The sequence below is a fragment of the Ferrovibrio xuzhouensis genome (assembly GCF_042648965.1).
Lineage (GTDB): Bacteria > Pseudomonadota > Alphaproteobacteria > Ferrovibrionales > Ferrovibrionaceae > Ferrovibrio > Ferrovibrio xuzhouensis.
Window position 1 is genome coordinate 247539 of record NZ_JBHRYJ010000003.1, and the last position, 16085, is coordinate 263623.

The 16085-nt window shown below is 66.7% G+C and carries 19 protein-coding genes; 12 read left to right on the forward strand and 7 right to left on the reverse strand.

Annotation, left to right across the window (positions count from 1 at the left end; translation table 11 throughout):
- The first annotated feature begins 92 nt into the window (after positions 1-92).
- Together ACFOOQ_RS14925 and ACFOOQ_RS14930 are read left to right on the forward strand one after the other, a co-directional pair.
- Positions 93-584 (forward strand): hypothetical protein, encoded by a 492-nt coding sequence (locus tag ACFOOQ_RS14925; protein WP_379728071.1) that lies wholly within the window; start codon positions 93-95, stop codon positions 582-584.
- Between the two features lie 128 nt (positions 585-712).
- Complete coding sequence (locus tag ACFOOQ_RS14930; protein WP_379728072.1) at positions 713-1243, forward strand: hypothetical protein; 531 nt, start codon at positions 713-715, stop codon at positions 1241-1243.
- Positions 1244-1422: 179 nt separating this feature from the next.
- Here ACFOOQ_RS14930 and ACFOOQ_RS14935 read toward each other — a convergent pair whose 3' ends face one another.
- Entirely contained in the window at positions 1423-1683 is a 261-nt protein-coding gene (locus ACFOOQ_RS14935; protein ID WP_379728074.1) for a hypothetical protein, read from the reverse strand.
- Between the two features lie 150 nt (positions 1684-1833).
- On the opposite strand from ACFOOQ_RS14935, the gene ACFOOQ_RS14940 reads away from it, so the two are divergent.
- The 3 genes from ACFOOQ_RS14940 to ACFOOQ_RS14950 all read left to right on the forward strand — a co-directional run bounded on the left by ACFOOQ_RS14940 (position 1834) and on the right by ACFOOQ_RS14950 (position 3318).
- A complete protein-coding gene (locus ACFOOQ_RS14940) occupies positions 1834-2124 on the forward strand; it encodes a SelT/SelW/SelH family protein (RefSeq protein WP_379728076.1) in 291 nt (96 codons plus the stop codon).
- A 176-nt stretch (positions 2125-2300) separates the two neighbouring features.
- Entirely contained in the window at positions 2301-2642 is a 342-nt protein-coding gene (locus tag ACFOOQ_RS14945; RefSeq protein ID WP_379728078.1) for a hypothetical protein, read from the forward strand.
- A gap of 100 nt (positions 2643-2742) precedes the next feature.
- Positions 2743-3318, forward strand: coding sequence for a PAS domain-containing protein (locus tag ACFOOQ_RS14950; RefSeq protein ID WP_379728080.1), 576 nt, complete (start codon positions 2743-2745; stop codon positions 3316-3318).
- 5 nt (positions 3319-3323) lie between these two features.
- Here the strand turns inward: ACFOOQ_RS14950 and ACFOOQ_RS14955 are convergent, their stop codons facing one another.
- Positions 3324-3593: a GNAT family N-acetyltransferase gene (locus ACFOOQ_RS14955; RefSeq protein WP_379728082.1), complete on the reverse strand. Its 270-nt coding sequence runs from the start codon at positions 3591-3593 to the stop codon at positions 3324-3326.
- A 52-nt stretch (positions 3594-3645) separates the two neighbouring features.
- Positions 3646-4062 carry a DUF3606 domain-containing protein gene (locus tag ACFOOQ_RS14960; protein ID WP_379728084.1) on the reverse strand — a complete coding sequence of 139 codons (417 nt, stop codon included), beginning with the start codon at positions 4060-4062 and terminating at the stop codon, positions 3646-3648.
- A 286-nt stretch (positions 4063-4348) separates the two neighbouring features.
- On the opposite strand from ACFOOQ_RS14960, the gene typA reads away from it, so the two are divergent.
- From typA to ACFOOQ_RS14975, 3 genes are all read left to right on the forward strand, one after another.
- On the forward strand, positions 4349-6169 hold the full coding sequence (typA, locus tag ACFOOQ_RS14965; protein ID WP_379728086.1) for a translational GTPase TypA: 1821 nt from the start codon (positions 4349-4351) through the stop codon (positions 6167-6169).
- A 284-nt stretch (positions 6170-6453) separates the two neighbouring features.
- Positions 6454-7002 carry a response regulator gene (locus ACFOOQ_RS14970; RefSeq protein ID WP_379728088.1) on the forward strand — a complete coding sequence of 183 codons (549 nt, stop codon included), beginning with the start codon at positions 6454-6456 and terminating at the stop codon, positions 7000-7002.
- 15 nt (positions 7003-7017) lie between these two features.
- Entirely contained in the window at positions 7018-7566 is a 549-nt protein-coding gene (locus ACFOOQ_RS14975; protein ID WP_379728090.1) for a hypothetical protein, read from the forward strand.
- On the opposite strand, the gene ACFOOQ_RS14980 is transcribed toward ACFOOQ_RS14975, so the two are convergent.
- Positions 7542-8432, reverse strand: coding sequence for an SPOR domain-containing protein (locus ACFOOQ_RS14980; protein WP_379728092.1), 891 nt, complete (start codon positions 8430-8432; stop codon positions 7542-7544). The two genes, ACFOOQ_RS14975 and ACFOOQ_RS14980, sit on opposite strands and share 25 nt — an antisense overlap.
- Before the next feature lie 368 nt (positions 8433-8800).
- Between ACFOOQ_RS14980 and ACFOOQ_RS14985 the strand changes: the two genes are divergently transcribed.
- Entirely contained in the window at positions 8801-9556 is a 756-nt protein-coding gene (locus tag ACFOOQ_RS14985) for a hypothetical protein (RefSeq protein ID WP_379728094.1), read from the forward strand.
- Between the two features lie 227 nt (positions 9557-9783).
- Positions 9784-10005, forward strand: coding sequence for a biotin/lipoyl-binding carrier protein (locus ACFOOQ_RS14990; RefSeq protein WP_379728096.1), 222 nt, complete (start codon positions 9784-9786; stop codon positions 10003-10005).
- Positions 10006-10017: 12 nt separating this feature from the next.
- Here ACFOOQ_RS14990 and ACFOOQ_RS14995 read toward each other — a convergent pair whose 3' ends face one another.
- Genes ACFOOQ_RS14995 through mtnA form a run of 3 tightly spaced genes read right to left on the reverse strand, consistent with a single transcriptional unit; the run spans position 10018 to position 13811 of the window.
- Positions 10018-10596 (reverse strand): septation protein A, encoded by a 579-nt coding sequence (locus tag ACFOOQ_RS14995; RefSeq protein WP_379728098.1) that lies wholly within the window; start codon positions 10594-10596, stop codon positions 10018-10020.
- Between the two features lie 7 nt (positions 10597-10603).
- Complete coding sequence (locus ACFOOQ_RS15000; protein WP_379728100.1) at positions 10604-12658, reverse strand: bifunctional aldolase/short-chain dehydrogenase; 2055 nt, start codon at positions 12656-12658, stop codon at positions 10604-10606.
- Between the two features lie 58 nt (positions 12659-12716).
- A complete protein-coding gene (mtnA, locus tag ACFOOQ_RS15005) occupies positions 12717-13811 on the reverse strand; it encodes an S-methyl-5-thioribose-1-phosphate isomerase (protein WP_379728102.1) in 1095 nt (364 codons plus the stop codon).
- Positions 13812-13936: 125 nt separating this feature from the next.
- Between mtnA and ACFOOQ_RS15010 the strand changes: the two genes are divergently transcribed.
- Positions 13937-15118 (forward strand): MFS transporter, encoded by a 1182-nt coding sequence (locus tag ACFOOQ_RS15010; protein WP_379728104.1) that lies wholly within the window; start codon positions 13937-13939, stop codon positions 15116-15118.
- Entirely contained in the window at positions 15115-16083 is a 969-nt protein-coding gene (locus ACFOOQ_RS15015) for a zinc-binding dehydrogenase (protein ID WP_379728106.1), read from the forward strand. Before ACFOOQ_RS15010 ends, ACFOOQ_RS15015 begins: the two co-directional genes overlap by 4 nt.
- Positions 16084-16085: the final 2 nt, after the last annotated feature.

The following is a 16085-nucleotide window of genomic DNA, read 5'->3' on the forward strand; positions in this document are numbered from 1 at the left end:
ACCGGCCACCTTGAATGGCCGGTCCGGTTGTAGTGCAGCGCAGCATTATCTGTTACGGAGCCCCTCGTTATCCGTGACAGAATTGCCGTTGCATGTCCCAGCATCCAAATCTCGCGGCACTGGACCGTCATCTCGCCGAGGCCCGTCATCCGGATGTGGCGGCCTTCCTCCAGTACATGATCCGCATCCATCCCGCCGGCCGGCTGCCGGCGCGGGCGGATTTCGACCCGCGGGCGATCCCCGCCCTGCTGCCCGGCGTAGTCCTGGCCGAGGTGGTGCGGCTGGCGGACGCCGCGCCCCGCCTTCGCGTCACCGTGGCGGGCGAGACGGTCCGCAATGCGTCGCCGGTGCCGATGATGGGACGCTTCATCGACGAGATCGCCGCCGAGATCACGGATGGCCGGGTGATTGTCGACGTCCGCCAGAAAACCCTCGATAGCGGCACCTGCTATTACTGGTACGGGCCGCCGCGGATGCGTTTCCGTCTCGATTTCGCCAATCTGGAATATGTTCATTGCCCGCTGGCGACTGACGGCGCAACGATTGATCACATCATCTCCTTCTTCCATTACGAAGGCGCGTGATCGCCGCAGGGTGACGACCATTGCAGGCAGTGTGATGGCCGACACGACAGGGCATGGTTGCAGCTTTTGCAATGGTGCGGCGCAGCATTAGCTGGTAGCCATCCGCCGCCAGTGAAAGGTTGCCCCTCGTGCCGCAAGCCTCTGCCACGCGCCTGCCGCAGCTCAGCCTGCACCCCAATCTGGGTGCCCTGGGACCTGTGCAGGCGAGCGCACGCCTGTCACGAGTAAAGGCCCTGCTGGAATACTATGCGTCCATCCACCCGGCCGACCGGCTGCCGGCGCGCGCCGATTTCGATCCGCTCGCCATCCCCCGCCTGCTGCCGCATCTGATGCTGGTCAGGATCGACCGCGCCAGCCGGCGCTTCCGGGTCAAGGTGGTCGGCAATGCCGTGGCGATGGCCCTGCCGGTGCCCCTGCATGGCCGCTGGCTCGACGAGATCCGCCCCGAGGAAGGCCTCGACACCGCACATATGATTGCCGCACGGCAGGCCGTACTCGACAGCGGGCTGGTCTCCTATCTCTACGGCCGCACGCCGACCCGCTTCAGCCTCGATTTCGCCAACATCGAATACGCACATTGCCCGCTGGCCGGCGATGGCGTGCAGGTCGACCATATCCTGACCGTCTACCAGTCCGAGGCCATCGCCCGCGACGGCTGACCATGGCCGACCGGCCCGGACCGTTTGCGGACCGGTGGTGACCATTGCGGACCGCTGCTGACCAGTTCGGACCGGCACTGACCGTTGCCGACCGGTCGTGACCGCCGGTGACCGTTCCGCACCGTTTGGGACCACTGCGGACCGCCACGGACCGCTGCGCTTCGTTTCGCCATGCGGTTTCATGGCCGCTTCGCCTGCACAACCGACTCGCTGTCCGGCGTCTCGCTGTCCGGCTGCTGGCCGAGGGCCTGCCGGACATAGCGGCGAAACCGGTGACTGGTTTCGAGATGGCGCCAGACATGCTCCGGATCGATATGCAGCGCCGCCGCCACCGCCGCGACCGGCAGGCCCTCGGCCAGCAGCCGGGCGCCGCGGCGCCAGTCGATCAGCCGCGGCCGGCGCCGGCGGACCGGCCGCGCCCCGGGCTCGTCATGGGTCATCGCAGGGCTCCCCGCACTCAGGTCGCTATCCGGAACCATGATGCCATGGGATCATCCGCAGTTCAAAAACAAAAAGTGAACATTGTTGATTTTGGTCGTATACTGACAGGCGGCTACCGGCCCGCGGCCCGGCGATGCTAGGCTGCGGCCATGCCCGCCGCCGACCGTCCCCGCCCGCGCATCGCCATCACCTACTGCACCCAGTGCCAGTGGCTGCTGCGCGCCGCCTGGATGGCCCAGGAACTGCTGTCCACCTTCACCGAAGACCTCGCCGAGGTGGCGCTGGTGCCGGCCACCGGCGGCACCTTCTTCATCACCTGCGACGGCGAGACAATCTGGGACCGCAAGCGCGACGGCGGCTTTCCCGACGTGAAGACGCTCAAGCAGCTGGTCCGCGACCGTATCGACCCGCAGCGCGACCTCGGGCATGTGGATCGCTGAAGGCCGTGCCGGGCAGAAGCTTCCGGGGCGGAAATTTCTGCCTATTCCGATGTGAATGGTTAGTTCAGATTAACCATTCAATATATTGAAATATATTGATTTAATTTTACCTATTAACATCATTTCGATGGCATGCCGCTTGCTTCGCCGGACACGGAGCAATCCGGAGGAAAACCATGTCCACCATTCCCTCCGTCGGCCAGACCGGCGGCTATTACCCGCCGGTTGCCGGGACCGGCAAGAAACCCTCTCCCGTTGCCGACAGCGCCGACGTCGCGGCCACCGACAAGAAGACCGACAGCGTCGAGGACCAGTTCCTCGACTTTGCCAAGATGTCAGTCGCGGACCGCATCCGCGCGCAGTACCTCGGCGGCAAGGGCCTGACCGAGGAGGATCTGAAAAACATGGACCCGAAAGAGCGCCAGAAGATCGAGGATGAAATCCGTGAGCAGATCAAAGAAGCACTGAAACGATCCACGGAGAAGAAGGCCGGCGGTATCGTCAATATCACGGCCTGAGGCGGGCCACGCCCTGACCGGGGATTGCCGCCACGGGAACAATATGGCCTGAATACCCGTGGCTGGCCGACGGCACGGCGGCCACAGCACGAGGTCGGCCATGTCGGTTTTCACCTCCCTGCCCAAGTTCAGCTTCGACGTTGCGGACGGCGACAGCGGCGCCATTCCCGATCCCCGGCTGCGCGACCTCGCCCGCTACTGGTTCGCGCGCTGCCGTGACGGCCTGGTGCCGCGGCGCACCGATATCGATCCGCTGGAATTTCCGCCGCTGCTGCCCAACATCATCCTGCTCGACCGCATCGCCACGCCGCAGGGCGACCGTTTCCGCTTCCGCCTCGCCGGCACCGCGGTGGTCGATTTCGCCGGGCAGGAACTGACCGGGCGCTATCTCGATGAAGTGCTGCCGCCGACCTATTTCGAGTTCGTCGCGCTGACCCATCATCTGGCGATCCAGCGGCAGCGGCCGGTCTATGCCTCCAGCCTGTACCACGACAAGGGCAATTTCGTGAATGCGCTGACCTACCGGCTGGTCATGCCGCTGCGCATCAAAGGCGACGAACCCGAACAGATCATGGTCTGCCAGTTCTGGCAGCGCCGCGCCGAAACCGGCCCCTGGCGCGGCGACTGGCACAGCGTGAAACCGGAAATCACGGTGATCGCCGGCCTCGGCGGCTGAACGCCTCAGACCACGCGGTCGGCGTAGTCGCGATGCCGCCTGAGCCAGGCGGCGGCGTAGCTGCACAGCGGCGCCACCTTGACGTTTTCCGCCCGGGCGATCTGCATCACCCCTTCCATCAGCCGGCCGGCAGCGCCCGTGCCGCGCAGCGCCGGCGGCGCCTCGACATGGGTGATCGCCAGCACGCCGTCGCGGCGGCGGTAATCGGCAAAGACGGTCTGGCCGTCGACATCGAGTTCGAAACGGTGGCGGTCGGGATTGTCGGTGACGGTCACGAGAGGCTCCGTTGGTCCGGTGGCAAGTCTAGCGCCGGCCGCCAGCCGGCTCCTAGGGACTCCGCCCCAGATAATGCGCGACATCGGCCGGGAAGAAGCCGGCCTCGCGAACGGCCTCGCGCAGGCGGTCGGCGCTGACGTCGAAGCGCCGGGTCCAGTAGCGCAGGTCTTCGGCGGTGCTGACATTGACCCGGCTGTGCGGCTGTTCGGCCGGCGTGGCCAGCCGCGCGCGGGCCGCCGTGCCGGCATTGGCGGTCGGCCGGTCGCTCTGGGTCGCGCCCGCCGTGCTGGGCTGGCTGATCGCCACCGGATCGCTGGCCGGGAAGGTGCCCTCCAGCCCGGCATCGAGGTCGCCGGGGCGGTTGCGGCTGCGCCGGTCGCCCTCTTCCTGCCGGGCGGCGCCGGCCCGCCGGCCTTCGCCGTTTGCGGATTGCTGTCCGGATTGATTCTGGTGCTGGGACTGGGTCATGGCTGCCTCCTGAGGATGGCCGATGACAACAAAACGCCGGAGGCGCCCGATGGTTCCAGCCGGGTTCCAGCCGGTGCAAAAATATCTTCAATAAATATAGGGATTTAGACGGCTGCCCGGGCCGCATGGCTGTCCTGCCCGGCCGTCATTGCGGCGCAACAAATCTGTCCTTGTCACAAACCGTCCGGCCCCGTATAAACCCGGCAACTTCATCAACTTCATTGAACCCTAGAGGAATCGCGCCCGGCCGCCAGCCAGTTGGTCGACCGGGCCTTTCGTGCAAGCCATGCAGCTCCGCAATATTGCCATCATCGCCCACGTCGACCACGGCAAGACCACCCTCGTCGACGCCCTGTTGCGCCAGTCCGGCTCGTTCCGCGAGAACCAGCAGGTCGCCGAGCGCGTCATGGACAGCAACGACCTGGAGCGCGAACGCGGCATCACCATCCTGGCCAAGTGCACCTCGGTCGAGTGGCACGGCACCCGGGTGAACATCGTCGACACCCCCGGCCACGCCGACTTCGGCGGCGAGGTCGAGCGCATCCTGTCGATGGTGGATGGTGTGGTTCTTCTGGTGGACGCCGCCGAAGGCCCGCTGCCGCAGACCAAGTTCGTGCTGGGCAAGGCGCTCGGCCTCGGCATGCGGCCGATCGTCGTCATCAACAAGGTCGACCGCCAGGACGCCCGCCCGGTCGAAGTCCATTCCGAGGTCTTCGACCTGTTCGCCGCGCTGGACGCCAGCGAAGACCAGCTCGACTTCCCCTGCATGTTCGCCTCGGGCCGCAGCGGCTGGGCCGACGACAGCCTGGAAGGCCCGCGCAAGGACCTCGCCCCGCTGTTCGACCTGATCGTTCGCCACGTCCCGGCGCCGACCGTGGAGCTCGACGCGCCGTTCAAGATGCTGGTCACCACGCTGGAGGCCGACAACTTCCTCGGCCGCATCCTCACCGGCCGCATCTATTCCGGCAAGCTGAAGGTCAACAGCCCGATCCATTCGCTGCATGCCGACGGCAGCGAGATCGAGACCGGCCGCGTCACCAAGCTGCTGGCCTTCCGCGGCATCGAGCGCGTGCCGGTGGAGGAAGCCGATGCCGGCGACATCGTCGCCATCGCCGGCCTGACCACCACCACGGTGGCCGATACCATCTGCGAGCCCGCCGTCACCGAGCCGGTGCCGGCCAACCCGATCGATCCGCCGACCCTGGCCATGACCTTCTCGGTCAACAACTCGCCGTTCGCCGGCAAGGAAGGCAGCAAGGTGCAGAGCCGCGTGATCCGCGACCGCCTGCTGCGCGAATCCGAGGGCAACGTCGCCATCCATATCCGCGAGACCGAGGAGAAGGACGCCTTCCAGGTCGCCGGCCGCGGCGAACTGCAGCTCGGCGTGCTGGTCGAAGTGATGCGCCGCGAGGGCTTCGAGCTGTCGATCAGCCGGCCGCGCGTGCTGTTCCAGAAGGACGAGCAGGGCAACCTGCTGGAGCCGATCGAGGAAGTGCATGTCGACGTCGACGACGCCTATACCGGCGTGGTGGTCGAGAAGATGAGCCTGCGCAAGGCCGAGCTGCGCGACATGCGTCCGTCCGGCGGCGGCAAGACCCGCATCACCTTCCTCGCCCCGTCGCGCGGCCTGATCGGCTATCACGGCGAGTTCCTCACCGACACCCGCGGCACCGGCATCATGAACAAGATGTTCCACAGCTACGGTCCGCATCGCGGCCCGATTCCGGGCCGCCGCAACGGCGTTCTGATCGCCAACGGCACCGGCGAGACCGTCGCCTATGCGCTGTGGTACATCGAGGAGCGCGGCACCCTGTTCGTCGATCCGGGCACGCCGGTCTACGAGGGCATGATCATCGGCGAGAACAGCCGCGACAACGACCTCGAAGTCAATCCGATGAAGGCCAAGCAGCTCACCAACATGCGCGCCTCGGGCAAAGACGAAGCCGTCCGCCTGACCCCGCCGCGCAAGATGAGCCTGGAGCAGGCGATCAGCTACATCGGCGACGACGAGCTGGTCGAGGTGACGCCCAAGTCGATCCGCATCCGCAAGAAGCTGCTCGACCCGAACGACCGCAAGCGCGCCTCGCGCTCTGCCGACGCGGCCTGAGCGCGGCAGTTAACCGTCGCGACGACCAAAGGCCGGGGCAATACCCCGGCCTTTTTTCATGTCCGCAACTTCCCCGGGCGTCTACAACGCCTTGATTCACGACGGAAAACTCCGGCTACGTCGCACCTTAACATTTAATTAAGATGTAAATAATGCAACCCTGATGCGTTTTGCTATTGCCAATTGCCCAGTATCTATAGTTAATTCGCCGACAGATAGCCGAAAGAATTTGGCTGTCGGCAAGACATACCCGGATCCACGCTAGAAAAGCCTGGGAGACGACGATGGCCACCATGGCACTCGACCTGCAGCACATCCGCGTTCTGGTTGCGGACGGCAACACCTACTTCCAATCCATCATGCTCGGCATCCTGCACGCCTTCGGCGCGCGCAACGTCACTGCGGTCGCTTGCGGCGCCTCGGCGCTGGAATGCAGCCGCCAGACCGTCACCGACCTGGTGATCTGCGATGCCGCCCTGCCCGCGGTGGACGGGTTCGACCTCGTCCACAGCATCCGTTCGGAACACGGCAATCCCAACCGCTACACGCCGATCATCGTGCTGACCAGCCATGCCCAGGCCGGCAACGTGACCCGCGCCCGCGACTGCGGCGCCAATATCGTGCTGGCCAAGCCGCTCTCGCCCAATGCGCTGTACCAGCGGCTGGTCTGGATCACCGAGGACCCGCGCCGCTTCGTGATCGCACCCGGCTATATCGGGCCGGACCGCCGCTTCAAGGCGGACGACCTGCCGGCGGGCGGCGACCGACGCGGCGCGAAGCCGCCGGCGCCGGCGCCGGCCGCCGCGCCGCCCCTGCAGATGGCCCTGCAGTGAGTGCCGGAGACCGCCATGACTGACACCCCCGGACAGCAGGACACCGTCAAGATCATCGCCGTGAAGTCGCGCATGGCCCTGCTGGCCGGCAACGGCGGCGGCAAGTCGGCGGCGGCGATGATCGCGGCGGCCGACCGCTTCATCCAGGCCGAGCAGAGCCGTTTCCTCGCATGGGTGGTCAACGACCTCGCGGCGCTCGAGGCCCTGCTCGGGCGGCTGCATGACGGCACAGGCGAAGACGCCGCCACCGCCGAAGCGGCCTATCGCAAGGCTTCGGAGATCCGCGACCTCGGCGGCACCTTCGGCTATCGCCGGATCACCGACATTGCCGACAGCCTGTGCGAATTGCTGTACCGGCTGCGCGAAGCCGGGCTGTATAACCGCGCCGCCATCGCCATGCATGAAGCCGCCCTGCGGCTGGTCTGCACGGCGGCACAGCCCTCCGATGCCGCGGGCGAGGAACTGCTGGCCGGCCTGCGCCGCATCGTCGACAAGTATCCGCGGCCGCAGCCGGCCGGTGGCGCAACCGCTGCTCCGGCTCAGTCCCTGAGCGGCGCGCAGTAGCGGCGCGGGTTGCGTACCGTCTCGCAGGCGGCCTCGGCGGCCTTGCGGTCGGCAAACTCGCCCATGGTCAGCCGGGCATAGGACCCGCGGTTCGGGATCTCGGCCCACTCGATGCGCGGATCGAAACGGCCATACAGCTTCGGGTCCGCCTTCAGCAGGATTTCCCAGCCGGCAATCGCCTCTTCCTCGCTGCGGTATGACGCGAGATGGGCGCGCCAGGCGTCGTGATGCATGGCAGCCCCCTCGTCTTTCATGGTCGCGGGCGGTATGGCCTGCGCCGCGGCCATCGCTGCTGGCGGCGCGCCGGCCGGTGGATGATCGACGGCCGAGGGTGACGGGCGATAGCCGGCCGGCAGCCCGGCGGGCGGCGGCGGCATGGTCGGCGGCGGTGCGGTGACAGGCGGCTTCGCCATGGCGGCCGGCGGCGCTGCAACTGGCGGCTTCGCCATGGCAGTCGCCGGCGGTGCGGCCTTCGGCGCGGCCGGCGGTGCGGCCTTCGCCATGGCGGGCGCCACCGGCAGCGGCTGGGCGCTCGCCTGTTCTTCCGGCTTGTAGCCAACCGGCGGCGTGTTGTCCTGCGCGGTCAGGGTGGCGGTGCGCTGCGCCGCCCAGTTGGCCTGCGCGACACCCTCGCGGGTCTGCAGCACGGTGCCTGGCGGTGGGGGCGCTTCGCCATTGGGCATGGTCGCCGGCTGCATCGGCTGCACGGGCGTCGACTGGGCCGGCATCACCACGGTGGTGGCGGCGGGCGGACGCGGCGGATCGACCGTATCGATGCCGAGATCGCGGCGCGCGGCATAATAGGTGCTGCAGCCCGCCAGCAGGCCGCACAGCACCAGAGCAATACTGACGTTACGGCAGGTCATCGACTCGCCCCTTCCGCCGGCATTTTAGGCTGGCGCGACAGCCACATCCAAGGCAGAAAGACGGTTAACACACGGAGGAAGCATGCCTGTTCTCGACAAGGATACGGTTCTCCCTTCCCCTATCAGCCTTTAGGTAACCCCGAAAATCCGTGTTACCGGCCGTGTTACCACTCACATCTTGATTGTGTCGGTATTTCAGTCGATCACGGCGACGCTGTCCGACTGGTAGACTCGGCCGAGGGGGCACGCACATGGGATCACCAAATGAGGGCAAGTGCTGCGACGCGGTAATTCGCACGCTTGAGACACGACTGGGCCTAACCCGGACCGATCAGCGCTTCCCTGAATTGGAGCGACGCGATCCTCCCGTGGAGGTCGAGTTCCGCTTGGGGGATCAAGCATACGCGCTTGAGCACACCCAGATCGAATCCTTCCCGGGCCAGATACAGGCCAATCTCGACTTCATCTCGTTCATTGCGGGCCTCGAACCTGAGTTGACTGGGACTCTGCCCAAGCCGGGGACGTACACGCTGTTGTTGCCGATGTTCGTGAAGGTGCCTGCGGTTCAGGTCAAACTCGTACAGACGGCGATTATCGCTTGGGTGAAGAAGAAGGCCATCGAGTTACATGCGCGTGGACCAGTGCGGCCGCGTTCGCGCCGTGACGACTGGATAACGGAGACTCCACCCGATGTGCCTTACCCGCTTTGGATTAGCCGCACTGTCTACGACCATCCGGCTAATGCTCACTTGAATGGTTCGGTTATGATCACGCGGATCGCCCAATCCGATCTCGACAATCAACGCCCGGTTCGGATGGCCATGACGATGGAGAAGAAAAACCCTAAGCTGGTCCGGTGCAAAGCCGCTGGGGCTCGCACCATCCTTGTCCTCGAAGACAATGACATCTCGTTGTCGAATGACGCCATTCTATCGGAACAGCTTGAGAAGCAGACGGCCACATACACAAACATGCCGGATGAAGTCTGGCTGGTGTGGCCGGTCGGAGCGACATGGTACGTGCAACTGCTCTATAGTAGCGGGGTCTACCCAGAAGAGCGCGACATAACTCCCGTGGAAAGCGCCATCCTCCGCGATCTGACCAACTCTCAGGACAGGGGCTGACGACGCTCGTAGCAATCGATAATCATCTGAGACGTGGGCGGTGGGTATCCACCCGCATGTAGGCACAGACTTCTTGAGGAACAAGATTGGGTTACTGGTCATGTACGCACCATGTAACCAGAGCGGCGCTAATCCGGGCTAACGCAGGTTAATGCGAGCTAACGACAAACCCTTCATTTCCTGAAAAATTATCCGAAAATGCTTTGTTCTCAAGGGAGTCAAAAATCATGCCTGTTCTCGACATCAGGGCCGACGTCACCGGCAAGGTCTGGAAGCTGGAAGCAGCAGTCGGCGCGCAGCTCGGGGCCGGCGACGTGGTGATGATCCTGGAATCGATGAAGATGGAAATCCCGGTCGAGGCACCGAAGGCCGGCCGGCTAGCCTCCGTCGCCGTGGCCGAGGGCGACAGCGTCAAGGAAGGCCAGGTGCTGGCGAAACTCGAAGTGTAAACGGCCGGCGGTTCAGGTGTCGTCGCCCTCCGGGTCGGTCCGGGTGTCGCTCCGGTGCCGCGCGATCAGCGGCGCCTGCGCCAGCATGAAGGCAACGGTCAGGCCCATCAGGCCGAACACCTTGAAGGCGACCCAGACATCGGTGCTCTGGGTGCGCCAGACGATCTCGTTGAGCACCGCCAGCCCGGCGAACAGCAGGCCGCAGCGCAGGCTGAGCTGCCGCCAGCCCGCTTCGGTGATCTGCAATGCACTGCCGAGCAGCAGCCGCAGCGGCATCCGCCCGAGCGCCAGCCCGCCCAGCAGCACGGCGGCGAACAGCGCGTTGATCACGGTGGGCTTCATCTTGATGAAGGTGTCGTCGTGCAGCCACAGGGTCAGGCCGCCGAACACGCCGACCACCGCGGCAGTGACCAGCGGCATCAGCGGCAGCCGGCGCAGCAGCAGCAGCGACAGCACGAGACCGACGCCGGTCGCCGCCAGCAGGGCCGCCGTCGCCGGCATCAGTCCGGCCCAGGCATAGACGGCGAGGAAGACCGCCAGCGGCCCGTATTCGGTGGCGGGTTTCAGCCAGCGCGGCGCGGCGCGGGTCATGCGGCAGTCAGCGCAGCGCGGCAGCGATATTGCCGCCGTCGACGGTGGCGACGGCGGCCGTGGTCTTGGCGGCAACGGCAAGCTGCACGAAGGCCTGCGCCACGTCGGCCGCCTTCACCTCGCGCTTCAGCAGGTTGCCCGACATATAGTCCTTCTCGCTCAGGCCCCGCGCCTTCGAGCGCTTGGCGACCATATCGTCGGTCAAAAGGCCGGAGCGGATGCGGTCGGCATTCACGGCAGACGAGCGGATGCCCTGGTCGCCATAATCGAGCGCATATTGCCGCGACAGGAACAGCGTCGCCGCCTTGGGCAGACCATAGGGGCCGAAATCGGGACCCGGATTGACCGCCTGCTTGGAGGCATTGAACAGGAGACAGCCGCCGGTCTTCTGCTGCAGCATGACTTTCACGGCGGCCTGCGCCACCGACTGGTGGCTGAAGAAATTGAGCTCGAAGCTCTGGCGCAGCAGCGCGTCGGACACCTCGCCGATCCTGCCGCCCCAGGCATTGCCGGCATTGGAGACGACGATGTCGACGCCGCCGAAATGTGCGACGACCCTGGCGAAGGCCGCCTGTACGGCCGCCGGTTTGGTGACGTCGCAGGCGACGCCGAGGCCGCCGAACTTCTTCGCCACTTCGGCTGCTTTCGCGCCGTCGAGATCGAACACTGCCACTTCCGCGCCCTCGGCGGCGAAGGCCCTGGCCGTCGCAGCACCGATGGCACCGGCGCCGCCGGTGATCACCACGACCTGGCGGGCCAGCGGCTTCTCGGCGCCCTTGCCGAGCTTGGCCTGTTCCAGCGACCAGTATTCGACATCGAAGATGTCGCGTTCGGCGATGCTGGTGAATCTGCCGATGGCCTCGGCCCGGGTGATGATGCTGACCGCCATCTCGGCGACATCGCCGGCGATCACCGCATCCTTGCGGGTCTTGCCGACGCCGACGAGCCCAAGGCCCGGGATCAGCAGCGCGCGCGGCATCGGGTCGAGCATGATCTTCTTCGGCTGCACCCTGGCATTGTGGCGCTCGAAATACGCCTTGTACTTCCTGATGTAGCCATCGACCGCCTTCTGTGCGGCGGCGGCGAAGGCATCGAGCTTGCCGGCTTCCGGCGCCGGCAGCACCAGCGGCCACGGCTTGGTGCGGATCACATGGTCCGGCGTCACCGTGCCGGCCTGGCTGTAGCGCGCGACCTCCTTGCCGCGGGCAAAGGCCTGGATCTCGGCCGTGTCACGCAGGTCGAACACCCAGCGCAGGACCTCGCCGTCGGCGCCCACCGGGATGCTGAGCAGGCCACGCAGGATCGGCAGCACGTCTTCGGCGGCCGCAAGCTTTTTCGGCAGCGCCTTGCCCGGCGTGAAGACAGCCTTGCGGCCCTTGGCCAGATGCTTCTCGGCCAGCGAGACGAACTCGATCATCCGGTCATAGGCCTGCCTGGCGGTATCGCCGAAGGTGAAGATGCCATGCTTGAGCAGGATCAGGCCTTCGCAGTCCGGTGCCGCCTTCCAAGCGGCAGCCGCCTTCCTGGCCAGACCGAAGCCCGGCATCTCGTAATCGACCAGCGCGACGCGCCTGCCGTAAAGCTTGCGGCAGATCGCGGCGCCGTCCGGCTGGTCGGTGATCGCCAGCACGGCCGAGGCATGGGTATGGTCGATGAACTTGTGCGGCAGGAAGGCATGGAACAGCGTCTCGACCGACGGATTGGGCGACGATGCATCCAGCAGGTTGCAGCGCTGGATGTTGACCATGTCCTCGTCGGTCAGGCTGTTCAGCGCGATCAGCTCCTGCAGCGGCCCGAGCTTCACGGCCGGCAGGCCCGGCGGCTCGATCACCGCCATGTCCCAGCCCGAGCCCTTCACACAAAGCACCGCGACCGGCTTGCCGAGCGGGTCCGGCATGCTGGTCTTGACCGAGGTGTTGCCGCCGCCATGCTGCACCAGGGCAGGCACGCCGCCGAGCAGTCGGGTCGTATAGGTGCGGATGGCGAGGTCGGCATTGACGCCCTGCTTCGCGTAATGGGCGATGGCGGCCTTGGCGTCGCGGTCGGACCAGAGATTCTTCATCGGGGCACTTCCAATTGCTTCGGGCAGTTGCTACGGGCGGTTGCTTCAGGTGGTTGCTTCAGGCGAATTCGGGATAGAGGGCGACGAGGCCGGCTTCGGTCGCCTCGCAGGTGCCGCGTTCGGTGACGAGGCCGCTGACCAGCCGCGCCGGCGTGACGTCAAAACCGTAATTGGCGGCCTTGCTGCCTTCGGGCGTGATCAGCACCGGCACGATCTCGCCGGTCGTCGTGCGGCCGCGCATGATCGTCACTTCGTCCTCGCCGCGTTCCTCGATGGGAATCTCGCGCAGGCCGTCGCGGATCGTCCAGTCGATGGTGGAATGCGGCAGGGCGACGTAGAACGGCACGTCGTTGTCGCGGGCGGCCAGCGCCTTCAGGTACGTGCCGATCTTGTTGCAGACATCGCCCTGGCGGGTGGTGCGGTCGGTGCCGACGATGCACATGTCGACCCGGCCGTGCTGCATCAGATGGCCGCCGGCATTGTCGACGATCACCGTATGCGGCACGCCGTGACTATTCAGTTCCCAGGCGGTCAGCGAGGCGCCCTGGTTGCGCGGCCTTGTCTCGTCGACCCAGACATGCACCGGAATGCCCTTGTCATGCGCCTTGTAGATCGGCGCCAGCGCGGTGCCCCAGTCGACACAGGCGAGCCAGCCGGCATTGCAGTGGGTCAGGATGTTGATGGTGCGCTTGCCGCCGGCCTGCGCATACAGCCCCTCAATGATGTTCAGGCCGTGGTTGCCGATTGCCGAACAGGTGGCGACATCCTCGTCGCAGATCTCGGCTGCTACCTTGTAGGCGAGCGCGGCGCGGTCCACGGCCGGCTGGTTGTGCAGTGCATTGCGCACGCGGTCGAGCGCCCATTTCAGGTTGATCGCGGTCGGCCGGGTCTCAAGCAACGCGGCATGTACCTTGTCCAGCATGGTGTCGGAAGCATTCTCGCGCATCGCCAGCGCCAGGCCGTAGGCGCCGGTGGCACCGATCAGCGGCGCGCCGCGGACGATCATCGCCTTGATGGCATGGGCCGCCGCTTCCCAGCTTTCCAGGCTGGTGGTGACGAAGTCGTGTGGCAGCCGGGTCTGGTCGATGATGCCGACCGACCAGCCATCGTCGTTGACCCAGATCGTGCGGTACGCTACGCCCTTGATCTTCATGTTCCGTCCTTCGCCCCGGAAACCGGAAAAACCACAGCAAAAGTCGCGCGGAAAGTAGCGGACCGGCCTGCCGGGGGCAATGCTGCGGGGGCCATTTTGGCCCCTTGTCACACAGGTTTCGCCCCATGCTGCCCGCGATCTTCCTGACTGTCGTCGTCGACCTGATCGGTTTCGGGCTGATCCTGCCGCTGCTGCCCTTTTATGCCGGCAGTTTCGGGGCCTCGCCTTTTGTCATTGCCCTGCTGGCGGCGGTGTTTTCCATCGCCCAGTTCCTCGCGGCGCCCCTGCTCGGCGCCCTGTCCGACCGCTTCGGCCGCAAACCGGTCTTCCTGCTGTGCACGGCGCTGACCGCCGGCGGCTACCTGACACTCGCCTTCGCCCAGACGCTGACGGTGATTTTCATTGCCCGGACGATTGCCGGGATCGGGGCGGGCAAGATCGGCATCGCCCAGGCGATCATCGCCGACGCCACGCCGCCGGAAAAGCGCGCCCGCGGCATGGGGCTGGTCGGGGCCGCCTTCGGCATCGGCATGATCCTCGGCCCGGTGCTCGGCGGCCTGCTGGTCGGACCCGATCCGCTGCACCCGAACTATCACCTGCCGGCCTTCGCGGCGGCCGGCGCCTCGCTGACCGCGCTGCTGCTCGCCGTGCTGACCATCCGCGAGACGCTGACGGTGCCGCTGGCGGCGCGGGCAGGCCTGCGCATCCGTCATCCGCTGGCCGCCCTGCCGCAGGTCAGCCGCGCGGCGCTCGCCTTCATCCTGATCAACGGGGTGATCAATTTCGTCTTTGCCCAGGTCGAGACGCTGTTCCCGCTGTTCACCGCGGCGCGGCTCGGCTGGCATGCCTATGAGGTGGGGATCGCCTTCACCTTCATCGGCGTCGTCGTGCTGACCATGCAGGGTGTGCTGATCGGGCCGCTGACCCGACGCTTCGGCGAAAGCCGGCTGCTCGCCGCCGGCATCCTGGCGCTGGCGCTCGGCACCGTGATGACCGAATGGGTTTTTGCCGAGCCGGTGATGGGCCTGTCGATCCTGCTGACCGCCGGCGGCTTCGGCATGATCAATCCGTCCATCGCCAGCCTGATCTCGCGCAGCGCCGGTGAAGGCCATGTCGGCCTGACCATGGGCGTATCGCAGTCGATGTCGGCGCTGGGCCGCGTGGTCGGCCCGGTCTGGGGCGGCCTGCTGTTCGAACAGGCCGGCATCACCAGCCCCTATCTGGTCGGCGGCGCCATCCTGCTGCTGACCCTGATCGCCGGCTGGCGCCATATCCGCCTGCCGCAGCCGGCCGGCGCCGCGCCATGACGGCGACCTACCGCGCCATGCTCTGCCGGCGGCTCGGCCCGCCAGATGTGCTGGAGCCGGCGGACCTGCCGCGCCCGGCCCTGCGGCCCGGCGAGTTGCGCATCGCCGTGCAGGCCGCCGGGGTGAATTTCCCCGACCTGCTGCAGGTGGCAGGCGACTACCAGCACAAGCCGCCCCTGCCTTTCGTGCCGGGCTTCGAGGCCGCCGGCGAGATCATCGAGACCGGTGCTGCGGTCAGCGACTGGCAGCCCGGCCAGGCGGTGATCGTGCGGACGCGCGGCGGCGGCTATGCGGATGAGATCGTCGCCACCGCCGACATGCTGCTGCCCAAGCCTGCTGCCTGGTCGTGGGCGGAAGCCGCCGCCTTTCCGGTTGCCGCCGCCACCGCCTGGGTGGCGCTGGTGCCGCGCGGACGGCTGACCGCCGGCGAGACCTTGCTGGTGCTCGGCGCCGGCGGCGGCACCGGACTGGCCGCCGTGGCACTCGGACACAGGCTTGGCGCGCAGGTTGTTGCCGTCGCCTCTTCGCCTGAAAAACGCGCGGCAGCGCAGGCGGCCGGCGCGGTGCGCTGCATCGACCCGGCCGAGGCCGGCTGGGAAAACACGCTGCAGGCTGACGCAGTGTTCGATCCGGTGGGTGGCGCGCTGTTCGCCACCGCATGGAAGGCGCTGGCGCCCGGCGGTCGCTGGCTGGTGGTCGGCTTTGCCGGCGGCACGCCGCCACGGCCGCCGGCCAACCGGCTGCTGCTGAAGCAAGCCGAACTGATCGGCGTGCGGGCGGGTGAACAGGGCCGCCGCGATCCGGCCGCCGGTCAGCGCCTGCAGGCGGCCTTGACGGAGATATTAGTCGGCGGCGAGATGCGGCCGCAGCTCGGCGAGACGTACCGGCTCGCGCAGGCCGCCGCCGCCCTGCAGGCCCTCGCCGGGCGCCGCGCCGTCGGCAAGCTGGTGCTGCGGCGCCGGTAGCG